Origin of the sequence: Flavobacterium galactosi (assembly GCF_048158585.1) — a bacterium.
GTDB lineage: Bacteria > Bacteroidota > Bacteroidia > Flavobacteriales > Flavobacteriaceae > Flavobacterium > Flavobacterium galactosi.
This window is the reverse complement of sequence record NZ_JBLNKV010000006.1, coordinates 96,420-118,961: the sequence shown is the minus strand read 5'-3', so window position 1 is coordinate 118,961 and position 22,542 is coordinate 96,420. Positions and strand designations below refer to the sequence as shown.

The window sequence follows — 22,542 nt, the reverse complement described above, 5'->3', positions numbered from 1 at the left end:
AAATAATATTTTATGGAATTTACTTTACTAATAGTTATTATAGTTCTAGCTTTAATTTTTGATTATATTAATGGTTTTCACGATGCCGCCAACGCTATTGCTACAGTTGTGGCAACAAAAGTTTTATCACCTTTCCAAGCGGTAGTTTGGGCTGCCTTCTTTAATTTTTTGGCTTATTGGGTTTTTGGATTAGGTGTGGCAAATACAGTTGCCAAAACAGCCGAAACCAGTGAAATAAACTTAGTGGTTATTCTTGCAGGGGTTGTTGCAGCTATTGTTTGGAATTTAATCACATGGTGGCAAGGTATTCCTTCGAGTTCTTCGCATACATTAATAGGTGGTTTCGCAGGCGCAGCGCTTGCTCATGCCATTGCCGTACATGGTTTTTCTTACTATACAGTTGATGGTATAACACATCATTGGTATAATATAGTAAGTTGGTACAAAGCTGGGAAAGACGGCGGAATGCCATCTGGAGTTGTTGTTATCATTGCTTTTATAGTATTAGCCCCTTTATTAGGCGCTTTGATTTCTTATCTGATTTCGATTTGGCTTCTTAATGCTTCAAGAAAAAGTATATATCCAAAACTTTTTACAGCGTCATTAATGATTTTAACAATTTGGTTTGTTCAAGGCCAAATGGTGAATTTTGCTGATATTGAAAAACCGCGTTTCGATTCTCATTTTTGGAGTGTCGTTTTTGAATCTCACAATATAAAATGGTTTTTGGTTGCCTTTATTATCCTTACAGTGAGTTTGTTTTGCTTAATATTTAGCAGCCTGAATTTACATCAAGCTACAGCTTGGTTAAAAAAGATGCAATTATTATCCTCTGCAGCCTTTAGTTTGGGCCATGGTGGAAACGATTCGCAAAAAGTGATGGGTATTATTGCAGCTGCTGTTGCCGTTTATATTCATGCAAGTGGAGTTGACATTGTAAGTCTTCCAGATTGGTTGCAAGTAATACTTCCAAACGAAGATAAAAATATAAAAGGGGCAATGCCGGGTTGGATTCCTTTGGCTTGCTATACTGCTATTGCCTTAGGTACTTTAAGTGGCGGTTGGAAAATTGTGAAAACAATGGGGTCAAAAATCACCAAAGTAACCTCTTTTGAAGGTGTTGCTGCCGAAACAGCAGGTGCATTGACTTTATATTTTACGGAGCATTTTAAAGTGCCGGTAAGTACTACACATACTATTACAGGATCTATAATTGGAGTTGGTTTAACGAAACGTGTTTCTGCGGTTCGTTGGGGGGTAACGGTAAGCTTGTTATGGGCTTGGGTATTGACCATTCCTATTTCGGCTTTTTTAGCGGCATTGGTTTATTATTTCCTAAGTTTGTTTTTATAATTCATTAATTTTAAGGTATATAAAAAAAACCATTCGTAACCCGAATGGTTTTTTTATGCCTTTTCAATTTTCAATTTTTTAATATAAAAGATCCTGTATTTCTTCCGTTTTGTCAAATACGCTTTTTGCGAAAGGACATAAAGGCAAGATTTTAAGATTATTTGCCCTTGCGTACTTTACCGCTTCCATTACCAGTTTTTTGCCCACGCTTTGCCCTGCAAATCCAGAATTTACTTCGGTATGATTTATAATAAATTTATCAGTTCCAGCCCAAGTATAGGTCATTCTTCCTGCTTCTATTTCATTATCAGAAGCTCTAAAATAGCCTTTTTTTATTTCGTTTATTTGTTCAATTATCATAATTTTTAATTTAATTCAGTTGTGATTTCGATAGGATTCGTTACTATTTGGTGTATCGGACATCTATCGGCAATGTTTAATAATCGTGCTTTTTGTGCTTCGTCAATATTTCCAAATAATTGAATGTTGCGCATCATTTTCGATTTATTTTCCGTTGTATCTTTTTCAAAAGTCACTTCAACTTTTATATCTGTTAAATCCCATCCTTTTCGGTTCGCATACATGCGTAAAGTGATGCAGGTGCAAGCTGCCAATGCCGAAGCCAGTAATTCTTTTGGCGCAAAGCCTAAATCTTTTCCTCCTGCACTTTCAGGCTCATCTGAAATGATTTTATGATTAGCGGATTCAATTTCTGTTTTATAAAGTTCTTTACCAATGTGCGCTGCTATTTTAATCATACTTGCTATTTTTATTTTTGTTCTGGGAGTGGAACAAATTCGCTTTCGCCTGGAACTTTATCAAAAGTTTGTGTCAACCATTTTTCTTTTGCCTTTTCAATCAGTTCTTTGGTTGAAGCGACAAAATTCCAATAAATAATGCGTTCTTCGGGAAAAGGTTCTCCTCCAAAAATATAAATAGTTGTGTTTTCTGCCATGTCAAAGGCGCAAAGTTTACTGTCTTTGGCAATCAAAATTTGCTTTGGTCCGAAAGTATTACCTTCGCTTTCGATACTGCCTTCTAAAATGTATAAAGCGCTTTCGCCAAATAAATGGTCACCAATAGTCACCGTTTGACGCGTGGTACTTTTTAGTTCCAAAAGATAAAGCGGACTATAAACGGGAACAGGTGATTTTTTACCGAGTATTTCTCCAGCTATAAGTTTGAAAGCAATAGTATCAGCTTTCCATTCTGGAATTTCATTTTCAGGTACATGAAAAAAAGAAGGTTCCATTTCTTCCAATTCTTTGGGTAAAGCCACCCAAATTTGAAGGCCATGTAGCATTTTATTTGAACTACGCAAATACTGAGGTGTTCGCTCTGAATGGACAATCCCTTTTCCTGCAGTCATCCAATTGATTTGTCCGGGCTTGATTTCCATTTCAGTTCCCAAGCTGTCTTTGTGCATAATGCTCCCTTCAAACAAATAGGTCAAAGTAGAAAGCCCAATATGTGGATGTGGCGGAACATCTAAATTTTCGTAATCGCTCATGCAGGTTGGTCCCATATGATCGATGAATGCAAATGGTCCAACCATTCTTTTTTCTCGAAAGGGAAGCAATCTCCCAACCATAAAGTTACCAATATTGCTCGGGCGTTCTTCAATTATCAGTTTTATATTTGACATGTTTATCTGTTTTAAAATATAAAAATAAAGAAATTATTCTTCCAAATAACCAAATTTTCCCATATTCACATCATCGAACGCTTGCATGATTTCGGCTTGAGTGTTCATTACAAATGGACCGTGCGCTGCAATGGGTTCATTGATTGGTTCTCCACTTAAAATCAAAACTATTGCGTTTTCAGTAGCTTGAATGGTAAATTCTTCACCTTCGTTTTTAAACAATGTAAAATGGTTGGCTGGGACATTTTCGGTATCATTCACTTTTATACTTCCTTCAATTACTAATAAACCAGTATTGTAATTTGCAGGAAAATTGAAGGATGCTTTTGCTCCATTATTCAATTTGGCATTTAGTAAATTAACCGGAGTGAAAGTCGAAGCGGTACCTTTTACATTTTCGTATTGTCCCGCTATAACTTCAATTACCCCGCCATTATCAGGAAGTTCAAATTTGTTGATTTGGTCGTTGGTAATTCCTTGGTATTTTGGTGTTGACATTTTATCCTTTGCAGGAAGGTTGACCCAAAGTTGTACCATTTGAAAATCACCACCTTTTTTACTAAACTCTTCTTCGTGGTATTCCTTGTGCAAAATTCCCGAAGCTGCAGTCATCCATTGTACATCACCTTCGCCAATGATGCCGCTATTTCCTGAGCTGTCGTGATGTGCTACTTTTCCTTTATAGGCAATCGTAACGGTTTCAAAACCTCTATGCGGATGGACACTTACGCCTCTGGGTTGATCTGTGGGTGGAAAATAAAATTTAGAATTATAATCCATCATAATAAACGGACTCATTCTTTTCATGTCTAAATTATGACCACTCGGAATAAAATTGTGTACTCTAAATCCGTCACCTACCATATGTGGTGGAGGTGGAGCCAATACTAATTCAATATTTTTTGCTTTCATTTCGGTATCTTATTTAAATTATAGTTACAAATTTACAATGGATTAAAACTAAATGCATTGATATAGGATAAGAAATGAATTTGTATGAATTAATACGGTTTGAAATTTCTTTTGGCTAATTCCTTGCGAACCCTGCTTAATGTTTCTGGTGTAATACCTAAATAAGATGCAATCATCCATTGTGGAATACGTAAAGTAAGGCTCGGATAAATAGTTATGAAATCCAAATAACGTTGTTCTGCTGTAGCTCCCAGTAAGAGATTTACTCGTTTTTGAAGTTGGCGGATATGATTGTGTAAAGCAATATTGTCCTGTTGTCGAAAAGAAATACTAATTTCGGCTGCGGCATCGATGAAATTTTTATCAATTAAAACAATTTCTGTTTCTTCAATGGCATCAATAAATAATTCAGAAGGTTCGTTGAAATAAGAACTGCTTCTGTCCGAAATAATCCAATTTTCCGATGCAAATTGAATAATGTGTTCCTTTCCTGCTTCGTCAATGGTATACGAACGCAACAATCCTTTAGAAACAAAAAAGGAATGATGACAAATAGCTCCCTGATGTAGTAGGACAGTTCCTTTTTCTACTTTTTTGGATTGTAATGTACCCGTAATCGAAAGAAATTGTTCGTCCGTCAGATTGGTTTTGGATTGAAAATATGTTTTGAATGAATCAAGCATAATTATTTCAGGATTGCAGAGATATTCGTGTAAAAATATTTTTTGAGTTGCTTAATATCTAGTTTATTCCCGCTAAATTTTTATGAATGCGTTTTCGTTTGTAATGCGTTTGTTTTAACTTTTTGTCTCCGGATATAATACTGATATTACCATCAATCTCAAGCATAGCTAATTTTACATCTTTAAAAAATTCAATTCCATGCTCGCGCATCGCTTCTTTTAATTCATCCGAAGAAATGTTTAATTTACTTAATGCTTTAAAATCCAGATTTCCATCGTGAATTAAAATTTCTGGTTTTTCCTGCATAAAATCACTAAACTTGGGGTACCTGAACATCAGTTTCTTCAAGATAAAATTAATAGTAAAAAGTACTGTTGCCGCAGCCATACCACCATAAAGTGACGTGTTATTCCCAACCATTGCGTTTTGAACAGAGTTGCTTATCAATAATATTAAAATGACATCGGCAGTATTGAGTTGGGATAATTCTTTTTTCCCAAAAAACCTCAAAGCAATAACCATGAAAAAATAAACGGCGCCACTGCGAATGATAATATCGAGATATGGATTCATTGTTTTTAGTTTTCGGTTTTTTGGTCTCAGTTTTCAGTTACATAGCAGACTGTAAACTGCGAATGCGACTGAACCTCTTAAAACTATTTCAGTTTAAAATTTTTCTCAATTGCTTTTATCATTTCCCCTGCAATATCTTTATTGGTTGCACCTTCGATTCCTTCTAATCCTGGAGATGAATTTACTTCTAATAATAAGGGGCCTTTTGATGAACGAATAATATCAACGCCGGCTACTTTCAAATCCATTGCTTTGGCAGCTTTTATCGCAATACGTTTTTCTTCAGCTGTCACTTTTATGACTGAAGCTGTTCCTCCAAGATGGATGTTAGCTCTGAATTCACCTGGCATTGCTTCCCGTTGAATAGCAGCGACTACTTTTCCGTCAATTACAAAACAACGAATGTCTTTACCGTTCGCTTCTTTGATAAATTCCTGAACTAATATATTGGCATTTAGGCTTTTGAAAGCGTTAATAACACTTTCTGCTGCTTTTTTTGTTTCGGCTAATACAACACCTTTTCCTTGAGTTCCTTCGAGTAATTTAACAATTAAAGGAGAGCCTCCAACCATTTTTATTAAATCGTCCGTATCTAAAGGTGAATTTGCAAATCCTGTAGTAGGTATATCAATTCCACTGTGTAAGAGTAATTGTAAGGAATATAATTTATCGCGTGATTGGGTAATTGCATTAGAAGAATTTAAACAAAATACATTCAAGGCTTCAAACTGTCTGGTTAAAGCACAGCCATAAAAGGTGATGCTAGGTCTAATTCTAGGGATAACGGCGTCAAATTGATTTAATATTTTTCCTCCACGGTAATGAATTTCCGGTGTTTTTGCATCCAGTTTCATATAGCATTCTTTGATATTCAAAAAATGCATTTCGTGGCCGCGCATTTCACCCGCCTCCATAATACGCTTGTTGCTGTATAATTCGGGGTTGCTGGCTAAAAGACCAATGCGTAAACCAGAACTTGCTTTTTCGGAATTTTTATAGAGTTCTTTTAAACTATCTGAGGTAGGTTGACCTAAAAGATATTTCTGTTCCGGGTCTACAAGAACCCTTCCGCTCATGGCTTCACGACCTAAAAGCATTCTAAAGCCCATAGAATCTCTATTTGTTAATGTCATTTCAATAGGCCACATCGAATCACCAATTTTCAAGTTGGTTTGGATAACATACCGTTGTTCTCTAAATCCGCTGGAACTTTTTACAAAACGTTTATCCACTAAAGGAGCCTCACAATGAATCACCGTTTTTAGATTGTTTTGAATCGGATTGATATCAAACTTTACCCAGTTTGCTTCATTCTTTATAAAAGGGGCAATGTTTATAGCGTGTAAAGCGGATGTTTTAGCCCCTGAATCAACTCTTGCTTTGATTGTAGGAATTCCTAATTCAGGAAAAGAACACCATTCTTCACTACCCAGTATAACTTTATTTTGAGACATAAATTGATTTTATTTGACCTTTTTTTTTAAAACCAAATGTAAATATTTGTTTTCAAAAAAAGTGAGATTTGTATAAAGAATAAACCCGTTATGTTATAAAAACGTAACGGGTTTATTTCGTATAATTCTAAAAAAGAATTATGGATTCGTTGGTTCGCCAGCTTTATGAACTTGTACAGTTAGTTCTTGTGCTCCGTCTTCAATATCCATGAAAATTTCGTCTCCAGAAGCAATTTTTGAAGTGATAATTTCTTCAGCAAGTGCATCTTCAACATATTTCTGAATAGCTCTTTTCAATGGTCTTGCGCCAAACTGTCGATCAAATCCTTTGTCTGCAATGAATGCTTTGGCTTTATCAGAAAGATTTAATTGATACCCTAATTCAGCAACACGAGCATATAATTTTTTCAATTCGATTTCAATAATCAAATCGATATCATGTTTTTCTAAAGCATTGAACACTATTACATCGTCAATTCTATTAAGAAATTCAGGTGCAAAAGTTTTTTTCAATGCATTTTCAATGATACTTTTCGAATTATCATCGGCTTGAGCTACTTTAGCGGCAGTACCAAAACCAACCCCTTGACCAAAATCTTTTAATTGTCTGGCTCCAACATTTGAAGTCATAATAATTATAGTGTTTTTGAAATCAATTTTTCGGCCTAAACTATCCGTTAAATAACCATCGTCCAGCACTTGTAATAACATATTGAAAACATCAGGATGTGCTTTTTCGATTTCATCCAATAATACAACACAATATGGTTTTCTTCTTACTTTCTCTGTTAATTGTCCGCCTTCTTCATATCCTACGTATCCCGGAGGCGCACCAACTAAACGAGAGATTGCAAATTTCTCCATGTATTCACTCATGTCGATACGGATCAATGCATCTTCAGAATCGAATAATTCTTTTGCTAATACTTTAGCCAATTGTGTTTTACCAACACCAGTTTGTCCTAAGAAGATAAAAGAACCAATTGGTCGGTTTGGATCTTTTAATCCGGCACGATTTCTTTGGATAGAACGAGAAATTTTCATTACTGCTTCTCTTTGTCCAATAACCTTTCCTTCGATTAATTCTGGTAATTTGGCTAATTTATTACTTTCTGTTTGAGCAATACGATTTACCGGAATTCCAGTCATCATAGAAACCACATCGGCTACATTGTCTTCGGTAACTTCAATTCGATTGTTTTTAGCGTCTTCTTCCCATTGTTCCTGAGCAATTGCTAAATCTTTTTCAATCTTTTTTTCGTCATCACGAAGCTTGGCAGCTTCTTCGTATTTTTGTTTTTTAACAACAACATTTTTCAATTCGCGAACATCTTCTAATTGACGTTCCAAGTCTAAAATCTGTTTTGGAACTTCAATGTTGGTAATGTGAACTCTTGAACCTGCTTCATCTAATGCATCAATAGCCTTGTCTGGTAAGAAACGTTCCGACATGTATCTGTCCGTTAATTTCACACAAGCTTCAATTGCTTCTTGAGAATAAGTAACATTGTGATGGTCTTCGTATTTGTTTTTGATATTATTCAAAATTGTAATGGTTTCAGCAACAGATGTTGGTTCTACAATTATTTTTTGAAAACGTCTTTCTAATGCACCATCTTTCTCAATATATTGACGGTATTCATCTAGTGTTGTAGCACCAATACATTGAATTTCGCCTCTTGCTAATGCAGGTTTGAACATGTTAGATGCATCTAGTGAGCCTGTTGCGCCACCAGCTCCAACAATGGTATGAATTTCATCTATAAAAAGAATAATATCATCATTCTTTTCTAATTCGTTCATCACTGCTTTCATGCGCTCTTCGAACTGTCCACGGTATTTTGTCCCAGCGACAAGGCTCGCCAAATCTAATGTTACAACGCGTTTGTTGAAAAGGATTCGTGATACTTTCTTTTGAATAATTCGCAACGCTAATCCTTCAGCAATAGCTGATTTTCCCACTCCAGGTTCCCCTATAAGTAGTGGATTGTTCTTTTTGCGACGGCTCAAAATTTGAGAAACACGTTCGATTTCTTTTTCACGTCCCACAACAGGATCTAACTTTCCTTCTTCGGCCATTTCAGTTAAATCCCTTCCAAAATTATCCAAAACAGGAGTTTTAGATTTTTTGTTTGATTTATTGGCAGGATTGTTAAAATTGCCTTCTTTAAGACTGTCATCTTGTCCTGAATCGTCATTATACGATTCGTTTCTTGGCAAGTTTTCTAAAAATTCTTCTTCGCTTGGAGTCATATTTAAATATTGTTCTTTAGCTACGTCATAATCAATTTTAAGTTTATTCAATAGCTTGGTTGTTGGATCGTTTTCATTTCTTAAAATACATAACAATAAATGTGCTGTACTAATGGACGAGCTATGAAATACTTTTGCTTCAAGAAAAGTGGTTTTCAACGCTCGTTCTGCCTGGCGTGTCAAGTGTAAATTTTTCTTTTCAATATTAATTTCTACGCTTGGACTTGCGGGGCTTAGGATTTCTACCTTTCTGCGTAAATGATCTAAATCGACAGATAAGTTATTCAATATTTGTATTGCTTTCCCATTTCCATCTCTTAAAATACCCAGCATCAAGTGTTCAGTTCCTATAAAGTCATGACCCAATCGCAAAGCTTCTTCTTTGCTATAGGTAATAACATCTTTTACTCTTGGTGAAAAATTATCATCCATAATATATATTTGATATAGTAAATTTAGTGAATTAGTAATTGAAAAACAAAAATCGTTCCCTTAACAAGTACTGTCAGCTAATAGACAAAAATAATAATAATATTAAAGTTAAATTTCCCTTAATTTATTAACTAAAAGTGAAGATTAATTTGTTAATAAATCATTGAAATAAGTAGCTCCAAATAGCCTCTAAAATTTCAAAAAGCTGTATATTGGCACGTTTTGAAACTAATATAATTTTTTAATATAACAACTTATGTCTGAAGGAGAAAAGTTAATTCCTATTAACATTGAAGATGAAATGAAAACTGCTTACATCGATTATTCGATGTCCGTAATTGTATCCAGAGCACTTCCAGATGTTAGAGATGGCTTGAAACCAGTACATCGAAGAGTATTATTTGGAATGCATGATTTAGGGGTTAACTCCAGATCGGCCCATAAAAAGTCCGCAAGAATTGTCGGGGAAGTTCTTGGAAAGTATCACCCACACGGAGATACCTCTGTTTACGATGCTATGGTTCGTATGGCACAAGAATGGAGCATGCGTTATTTATTGATTGACGGTCAGGGTAATTTTGGTTCTGTAGATGGCGATAGTCCTGCAGCGATGCGTTATACGGAGGCTAGAATGCGCAAGATTTCGGAAGAAATTTTGGCAGATATCGATAAAGAAACGGTTGATTTTAAATTGAATTTTGATGATACACTAGAAGAGCCAACAGTTATGCCAACTCGTGTCCCTACCTTATTAATTAATGGGGCAACAGGAATCGCAGTAGGTATGGCTACCAATATGCCACCTCACAACTTAACCGAGGTAATCAATGGTACATTGGCTTTCATGGACAATAATGATATTGAGATTGATGAATTGATGACGCATATCAAAGCCCCGGATTTTCCTACCGGTGGTATCATATATGGATATGAAGGCGTTCGTGAAGCATTTAAAACCGGTAGAGGACGTATCGTAATGCGTGCCAAAGTAGGCTTTGAAGAAGTGGACGGAAGAGAATGCATTATCGTTACCGAAATTCCGTATCAGGTTAATAAAGCCGATATGATTAAGCGTACGGCTGATTTGGTCAATGACAAAAAAATTGACGGAATTGCAAATATACGTGATGAATCGGATAGAAACGGGATGCGTATCGTTTATATTTTAAAACGCGATGCAACACCAAACGTGGTTTTGAATACACTTTATAAGTATACGCAATTGCAATCTTCGTTTAGTGTAAACAATATTGCCATTGTAAAAGGGCGTCCACAAATGTTGAATCTGAAAGATTTGATTCATTATTTTATCGAACACCGTCATGATGTGGTGACTCGCAGAACGCAATTTGAATTGAAAAAAGCGGAAGCAAGAGCACATATATTAGAAGGTTTGATTATCGCTTCGGATAATATTGATGAAGTAATTGCTTTAATCAAAGCTTCAAAAAGTACCGAAGAAGCAAGAGAAAAATTAATCGAAAGATTCAATTTGTCAGATATTCAATCTCGTGCCATTGTTGAAATGCGTTTGCGTCAATTAACAGGTCTGGAACAAGATAAGTTAAGAACGGAATACGATGAAATCATGAAGTTAATAGAGCATTTGAAAGCTTTATTAGCAGATGTAAACTTGAGAATTGCTTTGATTAAAGAAGAATTGACTGAGATTCGTGATAAATATGGAGATGAGCGTCGTTCTATAATTGAATATTCTGGTGGAGATGTAAGTATTGAGGATTTAATTGCGGATGAAAATGTGGTAATTACAATTTCTCATGCAGGTTATATTAAACGTACCAATCTTACAGAATACAAAACTCAAAATAGAGGAGGAGTTGGTCAAAAAAGTGCCGGAACAAGAGACCAAGATTTCTTAGAACACATGTTTGTTGCAACGAATCACCAATATATGATGTTCTTTACCCAAAAAGGAAAATGTTTCTGGATGCGTGTTTATGAAATACCGGAAGGAAGTAAAACTGCTAAAGGTAGAGCAATCCAAAACTTGGTAAATATTGAAAGTGACGATAAAGTAAAAGCATTTATTTGTACCCAAGATTTAAAAGACCAAGATTACATCAAAAGTCATAATTTAATTATGGTGACTAAAAAAGGTCAGGTTAAGAAAACATCTTTAGAGAAATATTCTAAACCAAGGGTGAATGGGGTTGCAGCAATTACTATCAAAGAAGGTGATGAATTATTGGAAGCAAAATTAACTAACGGTGAAAGTCAAATTATTTTGGCTGTGAAATCTGGTAAATTAGTTCGTTTTGAAGAAACTAAAACCCGTCCGATGGGAAGAACGGCTTCTGGAGTTCGTGGAATTAGTCTTAAAGATGATACTGATGAAGTTATTGGCATGGTTACTGTAAATGATATGAGCAGCGAAATTTTAGTTGTTGCCGAAAACGGATACGGAAAACGTTCAAGCCTTGACGAATACAGAATAACAAACCGTGGTGGTAAAGGAGTTAAAACCTTAAATATTACAGAGAAAACAGGTAAACTGATTTCGATAAATGCGGTTACTGATGCTGATGATTTAATGATTATCAACAAATCTGGATTGACTATCAGAATGGCTGTCGAAGATTTAAGAGTTATGGGACGTGCTACGCAAGGAGTGAAGTTGATTAACATTAAAGGAAACGATTCAATTGCAGCTGTTACAAAAGTAATGAAAGACGATGTGGCTGAAGTTATTGTTGATGAGGAAGGTAATGTTATAGAATCGGAGGCTATTGAAAGAGTTAAGCCAGTTTTAGAAGTGCTTGAAGACGAAGGAACTGATGATGATGATGATGATGATGATGAGTCTGAAGAAGATGAAGATTCTGAGGATGATTCCGAAGACGAAGATTCTGATGATGAAGCTTAAAAATAAAAATGTAAAAAAGAATAATTATTAAACAAAAACCAGAATATTATGAAAAGTAAATATGTAATACTTGCATCAGCATTATTGATATCAGTAGCTACTTTTGCTCAAAAAGATCAAATTAAAGCTGCAGAAAAAGCAATGAAAGGCGGAAATTCTCAAGAAGCTGCAACAATTTTACAAGGTGCTGAATCTTTGATTACTAATTCCACTGATGTTGAGAAAGCACAATTTTTCTTTATAAAAGGAAATGCTTTGCTAGACTTAGCAAATAAGAATGTTGATGCAAATACGAATCTTTCACTTGCTGCAAAAGCGTATCAAGATTTAATTGCTGTTGAAAAAGCATCTGGAAAAATTAAATTTTCTACTCAAGCAGCTACGTCAATTACGCAGATAAAATTTAAATTAATTAATAATGCGATTGCAGATTCTAAAATTGAGAAACACGCAGATAGTGCTAAAAAATTATATGATGCTTATTTATTAGATAAAAATGACACTATTAATTTATATTATGCAGCTTCTACTTATGTAAATGCTAAAGAATATGATACAGCGCTTAAGTTATATGATGAGTTGAAAAATTTAAACTATTCTGGAAAAGGAACGAGTTATTTTGCAATGAATAAATTATCTGGTGAAGAAGATGTTTATGCTACTGCTCAAGAAAGAGACAGAATGGTAAAACTTGGAACACATGAAAAGCCAAGAACTGAAGCTATTCCTTCAAAAAGAGGAGAAATATATAAAAATATGGCTTTAATTTTAGTTCAAAACGGAAAAACTGAAGAAGCTAAAAAAGCTATCGCTGAAGCTAGAGTTGCAAATCCTGATGACACTTCATTGATTTTGACAGAAGCTAATTTGTATTTAGAAACTAAAGATTATGAAACTTATAAAAAATTAATCTCTGAAGTATTAGAAAAAAATCCTAATGATGCCGATTTAGTTTTTAATTTAGGAGTGATAAGCACTACTGCTAATAATACAGTTGAAGCTGAGAAATATTATAAAAGAGCCATTGAAATACGACCAGATTATGTAAACGCCTACCTTAATTTAGCAATTTTAAAACTGGATGGTGATAAAAAACTTATTGCGGAAATGAATAAATTAGGTAACTCAGAAAAAGATAATAAGCGTTATTTAGTTCTTAAAAAACAAAGAGAAATAGTATTTAAGGATGCTTTACCGTATTTAGAAAAAGCTAGTGAATTGGATCCGTCAAATAAAGAGGTTAAAACTACTTTGTTAAATGTTTACGGAGCGTTAGAAATGACTGAAAAGAAAAAAGCATTGAAAGCTAAAATGTAATAATTCTTTTTAAGAAGATTAAAAAAACCTATCTTGAATATAATTCTTGATAGGTTTTTTTTAGATTATTTTTTTAATTACGCGAAGTTTATGAGTATGTTTATTTGTTTCGGGATTATAAATACCGAGATGATCTAATCTGTCAATTCGTACTTTTCCACTGGCATGAATGATATAATTGTCTTCCATGATGATTCCTACATGTATGATTTTGCCTTCTTCATTGTCAAAGAAAGCTAAATCTCCGGGTTCACTTTCTTCAATAAAACTCAAAGGTTCTCCTTGGATTGCTTGTTGTGACGCATCACGTAATAATTTATATCCGTTGAGTTTATAAACTATTTGTGTAAAACCCGAACAATCAATGCCAAATGGTGTTTTTCCTCCCCACAGATAAGGAGTATTTAGATACAAAAAGGCAGTATTAATCAAACTTTCTTTAGGCTTTATACCGCTAATTTTAGTTCCTTCAAAATCAAAATTTGAAGTGTTGATTTCATTATAATTTAAAAATGATACCGATGAACCTAACGGGATTGGGATTAATATATTGTTTGGCGCCGTAATGTATTCTATCAAATCAGCGTTCAGAATGATCGCATCTTCAGACAATTGATTGAAACTGGATTCGGAAATCAGTTGGTATTGTTTAGAATCTACCCAGCCTTCGTAATCATCATATTGCATTTTGATTCGGGACCATTGTTTCAATTGTTCCAGAATTTCAAAATGTTCGCCAAATAAAATTTGAGAAACAATTTCGCTTCTGTCACTAGGTTCAAAGCGAAGTGGGATTATGGCTAGATTACAAATTCCGAACATTTAAGTCAATTTATGAGTTAATAATTATGGGTTATAAGTTTTAAAACTCATAACCCATAACTTATAATTATTTTAGGCTCTTTCAATAACAATTGCCGAAGCACCGCCACCACCATTACAAATTGCAGCAGCTCCAAATTTACCGTTATTTTGTTCTAAAACATTTATTAATGTAACAATGATTCTTGCTCCGGAACAACCTAATGGATGTCCTAGAGATACAGCACCACCGTTTATATTTACTATGCTGTCATCTAGTCCAAGAATTTTTGAATTTGCTAAACCTACAACGGCAAAAGCTTCATTAAATTCAAAATAATCAACATCGCTAATTGCTATTCCTGCTTTTTCTAGAGCTTTAGGAATTGCTTTAGATGGAGTAGTGGTGAACCATTTTGGTTCTTGTGCTGCATCAGCGTAGCCATTAATGTAAGCTAGCGGTTTTAGACCTAAAGCGATCGCTTTTTCTTCACTCATTAATATTACTGCTGCTGCGCCATCATTTATAGTAGATGCATTGGCTGCGGTTACGGTTCCGTCTTTGGTAAAAACAGGACTTAATGATGGTATTTTATCTAATTTTACATTAGTGTATTCTTCATCTTTAGAAACTATAATAGGGTCTCCTTTTCTTTGTGGAACGGAAACGGGAACAACTTCATTGTCAAATTTTCCAGAATCCCAAGCTTTTGCACTACGCTCATACGATTGAATTGCGAAGTTATCTTGATCTTCACGGGTAAATTTATATTCTGCGGCACATAAGTCAGCACACACTCCCATAGCGCTGTTATCGTATGCGTCAGTCAGTCCATCCTTCTGCATTCCGTCAATCATGGTTGCGGGACCAAATTTAGTTCCGTTTCTCAAATGCATATAATGTGGAATTAAACTCATATTTTCCATTCCACCAGCAACTACAATTTCGGCATCACCGCATTGGATTGCTTGCGCTCCCAACATAATAGCTTTCATTCCAGAAGCACAAACTTTATTTATTGTGGTGCAGGCAACGGTATTTGGTAAACCAGCAAATAGCGCTGCTTGACGAGCAGGAGCTTGTCCTGTGCCAGCTTGAACTACATTGCCCATAAATACTTCGTCAATTAAATTTGGATCTAAATTTATTTTTTCCAAAGCACCTTTAATTGCCACTGCACCTAATCTTGGAGCAGTAACTGTAGATAATCCCCCCATAAAACTTCCGATAGGTGTCCTAACGGCAGAAACGATAACAACTCTTTTGTTCATAACTTATAAAATGTTGGTTTATGAAGCAAATTTAATCTTTTTTGAACAATTTCAAATTTAGATTAAGCCATTATCTTTTTTTAAATTTATTTTTATTCTATATGTTTGATTGTGAAGTGTTTTTGTAAAAATGATAAAAAAGATTAAAAAAAAGACCTCAAATAGTTGTGAGAAGTCTAAAGATGTCTTAAATTTGCAACCGCAAAACAGGACACGTTTCTTTGAGCTTGGAGGGGTGCCAGAGTGGTAATGGAGCAGTTTGCTAAACTGTCATCGAGCAATCGGTGCCAGGGTTCGAGTCCCTGTCCCTCCGCTTAATTTTTTTTGCACTTCGGGGTGTAGCGTAGCTCGGTTATCGCGCCTGCTTTGGGAGCAGGAGGCCGCAGGTTCGAATCCTGCCACCCCGACTAGATTTTTTTACATGAGCAATGGAGGCATAGCTCAGCTGGATAGAGCACCTGCCTTCTAAGCAGGCGGTCGAAGGTTCGAATCCTTCTGCCTTCACAAAATCCCTTATAAACATCTGATTTATAAGGGTTTTTTAATTTGGGTAACATTTTAAATAAAATTTTTGATCGTTCAGAAGTATATTTCTTCTGATAAAAGGTTCGAATTTTGTATCAAGGTGTTCACAGAAAAAAAACACTGGATTCAGTGGGGTTTTTGCGTTTAATGATTTTTGTATTTCTTATTTCCCTACATCTACAATAACAAAACGCAACATTTTGGTACATGTTCATGTATGAAAATTTAGCTTATTACTTCCTGTAAAGAATCTTCTGAAGGCTATCCTTTAGTATTGAAAATTGCGCACCAAAATAAACGTAAGTCTAAAACAATCGCTTTTTGTAAAGTTAATCATTTTATTCAGGATGGGAAAACCATTTTTCTAGTAAGCATCCGGATTATGATATTTTGGCACCTATTAGGTTATTGGATATTTGTTTTTAAAGAGTAATTTATACAGTAAGTACAACTACCTATTGTTCTATTTGTTTCTATGTACTTTTGATGCAGTAATAAATTTCTGGACACACATTAACCTAATGGTCAAATAAAAAGTATAAAATATTGCCAAATTTTAAAAATATTTTTGCGTTGAATTCTTTACCCAGATAAATGTCTTAAGTAAACTAAATTTTCATAGAAAATTCATTCATAATTATTTATTGAATTTTGATTTTTTTTTCTTAATAGAGAATTTAGAAATAAATGTTTTTCTTGTTGAAAATTAAAGAAAAAAATATAAGATTATTAATTTATTCTAAAAATAATTACTTTTGCTTAACTTTCGATTTAGATTATTAAATCACCTAATTAAAAATAATTTCTCGATATTATTGACCACTTTTATAGAGTTAATTATTTTTAAATACTTTTTAAGAAAAGTTAGTCTTACTTAGTGAGATTGAATTCTTAGGGTACTCAATATAAATTTTATGAATACCACAAATTTTATGTCAAGAAGAATATATATATTATTAGTACTAATTACATTGTTTTCCTGTAATTCAAATGATAATAATAAAAAAACTATTTCAATTGGATTTTCACAAAGTATATCTGAGGATGATAGCTGGAGGAAATCAATGGATAATACAGTCAAGATTGAAGCTTCACTTCATCCAGAAATCGATTTAACTGTTTACAATGCAAATAGCAGTACAAAAAAGCAGATTGAAGATATAGAAAAAATGATTGATAACCAATTGGATGTTATTATAGTGGCACCTTATGGATCAGATTCTATAGTACCGGTGATAGAAAAAGCTAATAAAAAAGGAATACCTGTAATTATAGTTGATAGAAAAGTTAATACATCAAATTACACTTCATTTTTAGGAGCTGATAATGTTGAAGTAGGTCATATTGCTGGAAAATATATTGTTTCGATGTCTAAGGCTCATGCAACTATTCTGGAAATTAAGGCAACGACGGATATCTCACCTGGCGTAGAGAGAAGTTTAGGATTTAAACAAATTATCGACCAATATCCAAACATTAAAAAAATAAGTATAACTGCTCCGAATTTGGCATCACTAAATACTAATTTTAGTAAGGTCTTGGATAGTATGCCAAAAATAGATTATGTCTTTGCTTTTAATGATATTATAGCACTTCAAGCATGGGAGGCAGCCAAGCGAAAAGGTAGAGAAAAAAATATAAAATTTATAGGGATAGATGGATTGAATGATCCAAATGGTGGAATACAGGCGGTTAAAGATGGTAAGTTGACAGCAACTATATTATATCCAACAGGCGGTAGTGAAGCGATAAAGCTGGCAATTAAACTTGCAAATAAAGAAATAGTCTCTAAGAATAATGTACTTAACACCATTTTGATTGACTCTTTAAATGCTGATATAATGAGCAATCAATTTGACAAAGTGACGCAACAGCAATCTAATATTGAAACACAGCAGAATGTAATCAAAGAACAAGAAAAGAAATACCTAACATTATATAATTTAATTAAGTTGCTAAGTTTTCTTTTAGTGGTAATATTCTGTTTAGCTGTTTTTAGTGTTTATTCTATATTTTCAATGAGAAAGAAGAAAAGACTATTAGAAGTGACTAATTATAAAATTACTAGCCAAAGGAATGAAATTGAAAAATTTGTAGAGAAACTTAAAGAAAGTAATGAATCCAAAATTAATTTTTTTACCGGTATATCTCATGAATTTAAAACACCTTTAACCCTAATATTAAGTTCCGTTGAATCTTTACACGATGAATTTCAAAATAAAAGTCATTCTGTTAAAAAAGATTTAGACATAATGTATAATAATTCTTTGCGATTACTTCGATTGATTAATCAATTGTTGGATTTTAGAATGGTGGAGGATAAAAAATTCACTCTGAAACTATCCAAAAATAATCTTTGGAGATTTTCGGCTAATATGTTTAAGGAATTTAAAAGAGAGGCTAAAAAAAGAAAAATAAATTATACAATTGAAACGGATAATGAGGGTTTAGAAGTTTATTTTGATCCAAATTTAATGGATAAGGTTTACTATAATCTGTTATCTAATTGTTTTAAATTCACTCCAGATGGAGGTAAAATTGAAATTAAAATACGTCAAGAAAAAGATAAGGGGCTTGTTAAAATTAATTTTAAAGATTCCGGTATTGGTATTCCTGAAAAGGAAATAAATCAAATTTTCAGTCCCTTTTTCCAAGGGTCTAATAACTATAGAAACGGTTCGGGTATCGGATTGAATTTATCTAAAAACTTTGTTGATTTACATGAAGGTATAATAGAAGTTAAGTCAATTAATGGTGCCGAATTTTCTGTTTATTTAAAATTAGGAGATGGCCATATCGATAAATCAAAAATTGTAAATGAAAGTACTTATTTTTTAGATAGTGAAAATGGATATGAGTATTTGGAATCTGAATTAACACCTAGTACGGAATCCATAATTACAGAAAACAAACCGTCTCTTTTAATTATTGAGGATAATGCTGATTTACTGGATTTTATTGCTTCAAAGTTAAAAGAAGATTACATAGTTAGCAGGTGCAACGGAACCAAAGCAGTAGAAATGGCCTTGGAGTTAATGCCAGATATTGTTGTTTGTGATTTAAATTTACCGGAGAAGAATGGTTTTGAAATTTGTGAAGTTTTAAAAACGAATATGATTACTTCCCATATTCCTGTAATCATTTTAACAGCAATGGATGATAATAATACTTATATAAAGTCATTAGAAGTTGGAGCAGATTTATTTTTAACAAAACCTTTTAATCTAAAAGTCTTAAAACAATCTATAAAAGGATTACTGTTTAACAGAGAAAAGTTACGTTATTACTATACTAAAAATATAAATAAAATCGAAAACGATGGACTTAGCTTAATTGAAAGAGAGTTTTTGAATAAGATTAATTTGATTTTAGAAAAAAACATTGATGACTCCTCTTTTTCTGTTGAAAATCTTGCCAGTAAATTAAATATTTCCCGAGTGCAACTCTATAGAAAAGTAAAAGCAGTTTTAGGCATAGGAGTTGGAGATTATATTAATAATTTTAGATTAGAGAAAGCAAAAGAGCTATTAATGACCACAACAATGAACATCTCCGAGATTGCCTATTCTTGCGGTTTTGCTTCCCCTAATTATTTCTCAACTACTTTCAAAACTAAGTACGGAATACCCCCAAAAGACTTTAGAAATAATTAATTATGCTAAAACAATGTAACATTTTTATAGATATAGTGATTTTTAGCGTCTTTTTATATTGATTTTGCGGCATTATTTTTTCTTAACTCCCTGTTTTATTGGGGTTAATTTTTTTTAAAAAATTACTAGGCAGGTGTAACAATACTTAATTAGGTCATTATAGTATTCTAGTAATTTTATAAAAAATATTATAAAATGAAAAAGTGCATAACAATTATCCTGTCAGGACTTATCCTTATTGGATGTAAATCCCAAAATGATCCAAGTCCAAGTCCAACCCCGATTCCTCCCTCTAATGTGGCTTCAGAACTTTTATCATTTAGTTTTAATGAAACCTCTGGGCAAACACTAGTAGAAACTAAAACAAATGCCAGCTTTAGTATAAATGGATCTTCAGGTTCATCTGAACGGATTGTGGGCGTTGAAGGAAATTCATTAAGAGTTAATGGCTTTTATGGTTGGGCTACCGGGAATGCAAGTGTAATTTATCCAACCTCAAAAGTATGTGTCTCTGGTTGGGTTGCACCAGCAGCTTTTCCTGTTCAAAGAAAAGATTTAGATCCGATTACCGAAAATACAAACGCTTCTATTTTTTCAAATGTAAACACATCTAATAGTTCTGGCGTTGCCTTAGGGATCAATCATCACGGAAGAGTTATTGGTCAATTTAAAGTTGGGACAAATGTGATTCAAATTATTTCTGATCAAGAAGTAGCGCTTAAAAAGTGGAGTTATATTGCATTAAATATAAATGCTTCAAGCGGAACGGCTTCATTGTATTTAAATGGTGTTCAAATTAAAACTGTTACGTTTGATATTGGGACACTTTTATGGGATAATAATGCCACCATTTATATTGGAAAAGAATCAAAATCTAAAACAATCGCTGGATTTGACACTAATGGTTTAACTGGAGCAATAGATCAAGTAGCACTTTGGAATAAAGACTTAACAGCTGCCGAGATATTAACTCAGTTCACTAAATTTACACCATCAGATCCGGATCTTAAAATCCCGACTGCAGTTCGATTTGCCAATGATATTCATCGACCAAAATACCATTTACTTCCATCTGCTAGTTGGACTAACGAATCGCACGGATTGCTATATATTGACAATAAATACCATATTTTTAGTCAAAGAAATTTCAACGGGCCCTATTTAGAGCATATCAATTGGGGGCATTACGTTAGTAACGATTTAGTAAGCTGGGAAGAAAAAACACAAATTTTATGGCCTCAACCTGGATTTGACGAAGTAGGGATTTGGTCAGGACACGCCATAATAAGTAACGGTCAACCCTTTATTTTTTATACTGGTGTAAATAAAACTAAAGCTGCAATAGGACTTGCAACTTCAACAGCCCCCTACGATACTTGGACAAAAAATTCTTCTGCAATTATACCAAATGCACCAACTTCTTCTGCAAACGCTGATTTTAGAGATCCTTTTGTATTTCAACATAATTCAGAATGGTATATGATGATTGGTACAGGTTTAAGAAGTGGAACCCCAAGAGGAGCATTGTATTTGTATAAATCTACTTCATCCGATTTCAAACAATGGTCCCCTCAAGGTACAATGTTAGAGGGAAATCCTCCAGTAGATGGAACTGGGGATTTTTGGGAAATGCCGATTTATTATAATTTTGGGGCGAAATCAATCGTACTAATTAATAAGCTTCCTAATGCAAACGCACTGTATTGGACTGGTAATTTTAATGGATCGCAATTCGTTAGGGATAATGCCGTTCCTGAACGATTGGATGTCATCAACCAATTATTATCGCCTTCTATTCATCCCGATGCTAATGGGAATTTAACAGCAATAGGAATTATTCCAGATGGAGTTACTTCTGCAAAACAAAAAGAGCAAGGCTGGGCCCACACATTTAGTTTGCCTAGAGTTTGGACACTTGTTAATGGTAAAATAAAACAAGTTCCTCATCCAAATGTATTAAGCCTAAGAGGGGCTTCTAAAAATTTCACAAATGTAGTTTTTGACCAAAACAGCTCAAATGCATTAAATAATTCAACAGGATCTCAATATGAAATCGTTGCTACTATTAATTCAGGGACTGCTGCAAAAGTTGGATTTTCTCTGAATAAAAATACATCAACTGGTGAACAAACATTAATTTATTATGATTATACTACAAGTTATTTTGTTGTAGATAGAAGTAAATCTTCAATTCTTACAGGGGTTCCGTTGTCTAATCAATCTACTAATTATGTATTACCGGCAGGAAATATCAATTGGAGGATTTTTGTCGATGCGTCTGTAATAGAGGTTTTCGTTAATGAAGAATTAGCTTTTGCTACACGATCTTTTCCTTCAACCGGGAATAATTTAATTGATTTATATGCTCAGGGCGGTTCAGCAACAGCAACAGAATTAAAAATATATAATATTCAAGGAGGCGGAACTGCATCTACAGCAAAGTATATCGAAAAAAAAAATGAAATAATTCATCCGGTTGTTTTTCCGAATCCATCAAGTGAAAATTTCAACATTAAATTTAGTGCTATAACTGAGGCGACTCCTGTTTATGCTTATATTTTTGATATAACAGGGTTTCCAGTAACAAAAATTGAAACAATTCTGGATGGCAATAATCCAATAATTCATTGGGATGGTGTTATGGATAATGGAAATAAAGCCATCAGGGGAGTTTATATAATAAAGGGTCTGTTGAAAAATGAATTGTTTGATACTAAAATCATTGTGGAATAGTTCTTAAAATTAGTTTTTTTTTGTTAGCCTTCTTTTGTTTTTTTAATCACT

15 protein-coding genes and 3 tRNA genes are annotated in these 22,542 nt (G+C 33.8%); 8 read left to right on the top strand and 10 right to left on the bottom strand.

Annotation, left to right across the window (positions count from 1 at the left end):
• The first annotated feature begins 12 nt into the window (after positions 1-12).
• On the top strand, positions 13-1,353 hold the full coding sequence (locus ACM55M_RS13675; protein WP_416858214.1) for an inorganic phosphate transporter: 1,341 nt from the start codon (positions 13-15) through the stop codon (positions 1,351-1,353).
• A 78-nt stretch (positions 1,354-1,431) separates the two neighbouring features.
• On the opposite strand, the gene ACM55M_RS13670 is transcribed toward ACM55M_RS13675, so the two are convergent.
• The 8 genes from ACM55M_RS13670 to ACM55M_RS13635 all read right to left on the bottom strand — a co-directional run bounded on the left by ACM55M_RS13670 (position 1,432) and on the right by ACM55M_RS13635 (position 9,306).
• Positions 1,432-1,713 (bottom strand): GNAT family N-acetyltransferase, encoded by a 282-nt coding sequence (locus ACM55M_RS13670; protein ID WP_416858213.1) that lies wholly within the window; start codon positions 1,711-1,713, stop codon positions 1,432-1,434.
• 5 nt (positions 1,714-1,718) lie between these two features.
• Positions 1,719-2,111, bottom strand: coding sequence for an OsmC family protein (locus ACM55M_RS13665; protein ID WP_416858212.1), 393 nt, complete (start codon positions 2,109-2,111; stop codon positions 1,719-1,721).
• An 11-nt stretch (positions 2,112-2,122) separates the two neighbouring features.
• A complete protein-coding gene (locus ACM55M_RS13660; protein ID WP_416858211.1) occupies positions 2,123-2,998 on the bottom strand; it encodes a pirin family protein in 876 nt (291 codons plus the stop codon).
• 33 nt (positions 2,999-3,031) lie between these two features.
• The gene (locus tag ACM55M_RS13655) at positions 3,032-3,910 is read right to left on the bottom strand and encodes a pirin family protein (RefSeq protein ID WP_416858210.1); all 879 of its coding nucleotides are present in this window, start codon (positions 3,908-3,910) and stop codon (positions 3,032-3,034) included.
• Positions 3,911-3,999: 89 nt separating this feature from the next.
• Positions 4,000-4,596, bottom strand: a complete 597-nt coding sequence (locus ACM55M_RS13650; protein ID WP_416858439.1) for a Crp/Fnr family transcriptional regulator — start codon at positions 4,594-4,596, stop codon at positions 4,000-4,002.
• A 55-nt stretch (positions 4,597-4,651) separates the two neighbouring features.
• Positions 4,652-5,167 carry a DUF421 domain-containing protein gene (locus ACM55M_RS13645; RefSeq protein ID WP_416858209.1) on the bottom strand — a complete coding sequence of 172 codons (516 nt, stop codon included), beginning with the start codon at positions 5,165-5,167 and terminating at the stop codon, positions 4,652-4,654.
• A gap of 83 nt (positions 5,168-5,250) precedes the next feature.
• Positions 5,251-6,621 carry a 30S ribosomal protein S6--L-glutamate ligase gene (rimK, locus tag ACM55M_RS13640; RefSeq protein WP_416858208.1) on the bottom strand — a complete coding sequence of 457 codons (1,371 nt, stop codon included), beginning with the start codon at positions 6,619-6,621 and terminating at the stop codon, positions 5,251-5,253.
• Between the two features lie 138 nt (positions 6,622-6,759).
• A complete protein-coding gene (locus ACM55M_RS13635) occupies positions 6,760-9,306 on the bottom strand; it encodes an ATP-dependent Clp protease ATP-binding subunit (protein ID WP_416858207.1) in 2,547 nt (848 codons plus the stop codon).
• A 256-nt stretch (positions 9,307-9,562) separates the two neighbouring features.
• On the opposite strand from ACM55M_RS13635, the gene gyrA reads away from it, so the two are divergent.
• Both gyrA and ACM55M_RS13625 read left to right on the top strand, forming a co-directional pair.
• Complete coding sequence (gyrA, locus tag ACM55M_RS13630; RefSeq protein ID WP_416858206.1) at positions 9,563-12,190, top strand: DNA gyrase subunit A; 2,628 nt, start codon at positions 9,563-9,565, stop codon at positions 12,188-12,190.
• A gap of 48 nt (positions 12,191-12,238) precedes the next feature.
• Complete coding sequence (locus ACM55M_RS13625; RefSeq protein ID WP_416858205.1) at positions 12,239-13,507, top strand: tetratricopeptide repeat protein; 1,269 nt, start codon at positions 12,239-12,241, stop codon at positions 13,505-13,507.
• 60 nt (positions 13,508-13,567) lie between these two features.
• Here the strand turns inward: ACM55M_RS13625 and ACM55M_RS13620 are convergent, their stop codons facing one another.
• Both ACM55M_RS13620 and ACM55M_RS13615 read right to left on the bottom strand, forming a co-directional pair.
• The gene (locus ACM55M_RS13620; RefSeq protein WP_416858204.1) at positions 13,568-14,329 is read right to left on the bottom strand and encodes a C40 family peptidase; all 762 of its coding nucleotides are present in this window, start codon (positions 14,327-14,329) and stop codon (positions 13,568-13,570) included.
• Positions 14,330-14,401: 72 nt separating this feature from the next.
• Entirely contained in the window at positions 14,402-15,580 is a 1,179-nt protein-coding gene (locus tag ACM55M_RS13615) for an acetyl-CoA C-acyltransferase (RefSeq protein WP_416858203.1), read from the bottom strand.
• 229 nt (positions 15,581-15,809) lie between these two features.
• Here ACM55M_RS13615 and ACM55M_RS13610 point away from each other — a divergent pair.
• The 5 genes from ACM55M_RS13610 to ACM55M_RS13590 all read left to right on the top strand — a co-directional run bounded on the left by ACM55M_RS13610 (position 15,810) and on the right by ACM55M_RS13590 (position 22,491).
• Positions 15,810-15,893 (top strand) — tRNA-Ser (locus tag ACM55M_RS13610).
• Positions 15,894-15,912: 19 nt separating this feature from the next.
• Positions 15,913-15,987 (top strand) — tRNA-Pro (locus ACM55M_RS13605).
• Positions 15,988-16,010: 23 nt separating this feature from the next.
• Positions 16,011-16,084: transfer RNA gene (locus tag ACM55M_RS13600), tRNA-Arg, on the top strand.
• 935 nt (positions 16,085-17,019) lie between these two features.
• Positions 17,020-19,758: a substrate-binding domain-containing protein gene (locus tag ACM55M_RS13595; RefSeq protein WP_416858202.1), complete on the top strand. Its 2,739-nt coding sequence runs from the start codon at positions 17,020-17,022 to the stop codon at positions 19,756-19,758.
• Between the two features lie 195 nt (positions 19,759-19,953).
• Entirely contained in the window at positions 19,954-22,491 is a 2,538-nt protein-coding gene (locus ACM55M_RS13590; protein ID WP_416858201.1) for a GH32 C-terminal domain-containing protein, read from the top strand.
• Positions 22,492-22,542: the final 51 nt, after the last annotated feature.

Excerpts from the sequence above, each read along its gene's own strand:
- ACM55M_RS13675 (WP_416858214.1), top strand. The coding sequence starts at position 13 with ATGGAATTTACTTTACTAATAGTTATTATAGTTCTAGCTTTAATTTTT.
- ACM55M_RS13670 (WP_416858213.1), bottom strand. The coding sequence starts at position 1,713 with ATGATAATTGAACAAATAAACGAAATAAAAAAAGGCTATTTTAGAGCT.
- ACM55M_RS13665 (WP_416858212.1), bottom strand. The coding sequence starts at position 2,111 with ATGATTAAAATAGCAGCGCACATTGGTAAAGAACTTTATAAAACAGAA.
- ACM55M_RS13660 (WP_416858211.1), bottom strand. The coding sequence starts at position 2,998 with ATGTCAAATATAAAACTGATAATTGAAGAACGCCCGAGCAATATTGGT.
- ACM55M_RS13655 (WP_416858210.1), bottom strand. The coding sequence starts at position 3,910 with ATGAAAGCAAAAAATATTGAATTAGTATTGGCTCCACCTCCACCACAT.
- ACM55M_RS13645 (WP_416858209.1), bottom strand. The coding sequence starts at position 5,167 with ATGAATCCATATCTCGATATTATCATTCGCAGTGGCGCCGTTTATTTT.
- rimK (WP_416858208.1), bottom strand. The coding sequence starts at position 6,621 with ATGTCTCAAAATAAAGTTATACTGGGTAGTGAAGAATGGTGTTCTTTT.
- ACM55M_RS13635 (WP_416858207.1), bottom strand. The coding sequence starts at position 9,306 with ATGGATGATAATTTTTCACCAAGAGTAAAAGATGTTATTACCTATAGC.
- gyrA (WP_416858206.1), top strand. The coding sequence starts at position 9,563 with ATGTCTGAAGGAGAAAAGTTAATTCCTATTAACATTGAAGATGAAATG.
- ACM55M_RS13625 (WP_416858205.1), top strand. The coding sequence starts at position 12,239 with ATGAAAAGTAAATATGTAATACTTGCATCAGCATTATTGATATCAGTA.
- ACM55M_RS13620 (WP_416858204.1), bottom strand. The coding sequence starts at position 14,329 with ATGTTCGGAATTTGTAATCTAGCCATAATCCCACTTCGCTTTGAACCT.
- ACM55M_RS13615 (WP_416858203.1), bottom strand. The coding sequence starts at position 15,580 with ATGAACAAAAGAGTTGTTATCGTTTCTGCCGTTAGGACACCTATCGGA.
- ACM55M_RS13595 (WP_416858202.1), top strand. The coding sequence starts at position 17,020 with ATGAATACCACAAATTTTATGTCAAGAAGAATATATATATTATTAGTA.
- ACM55M_RS13590 (WP_416858201.1), top strand. The coding sequence starts at position 19,954 with ATGAAAAAGTGCATAACAATTATCCTGTCAGGACTTATCCTTATTGGA.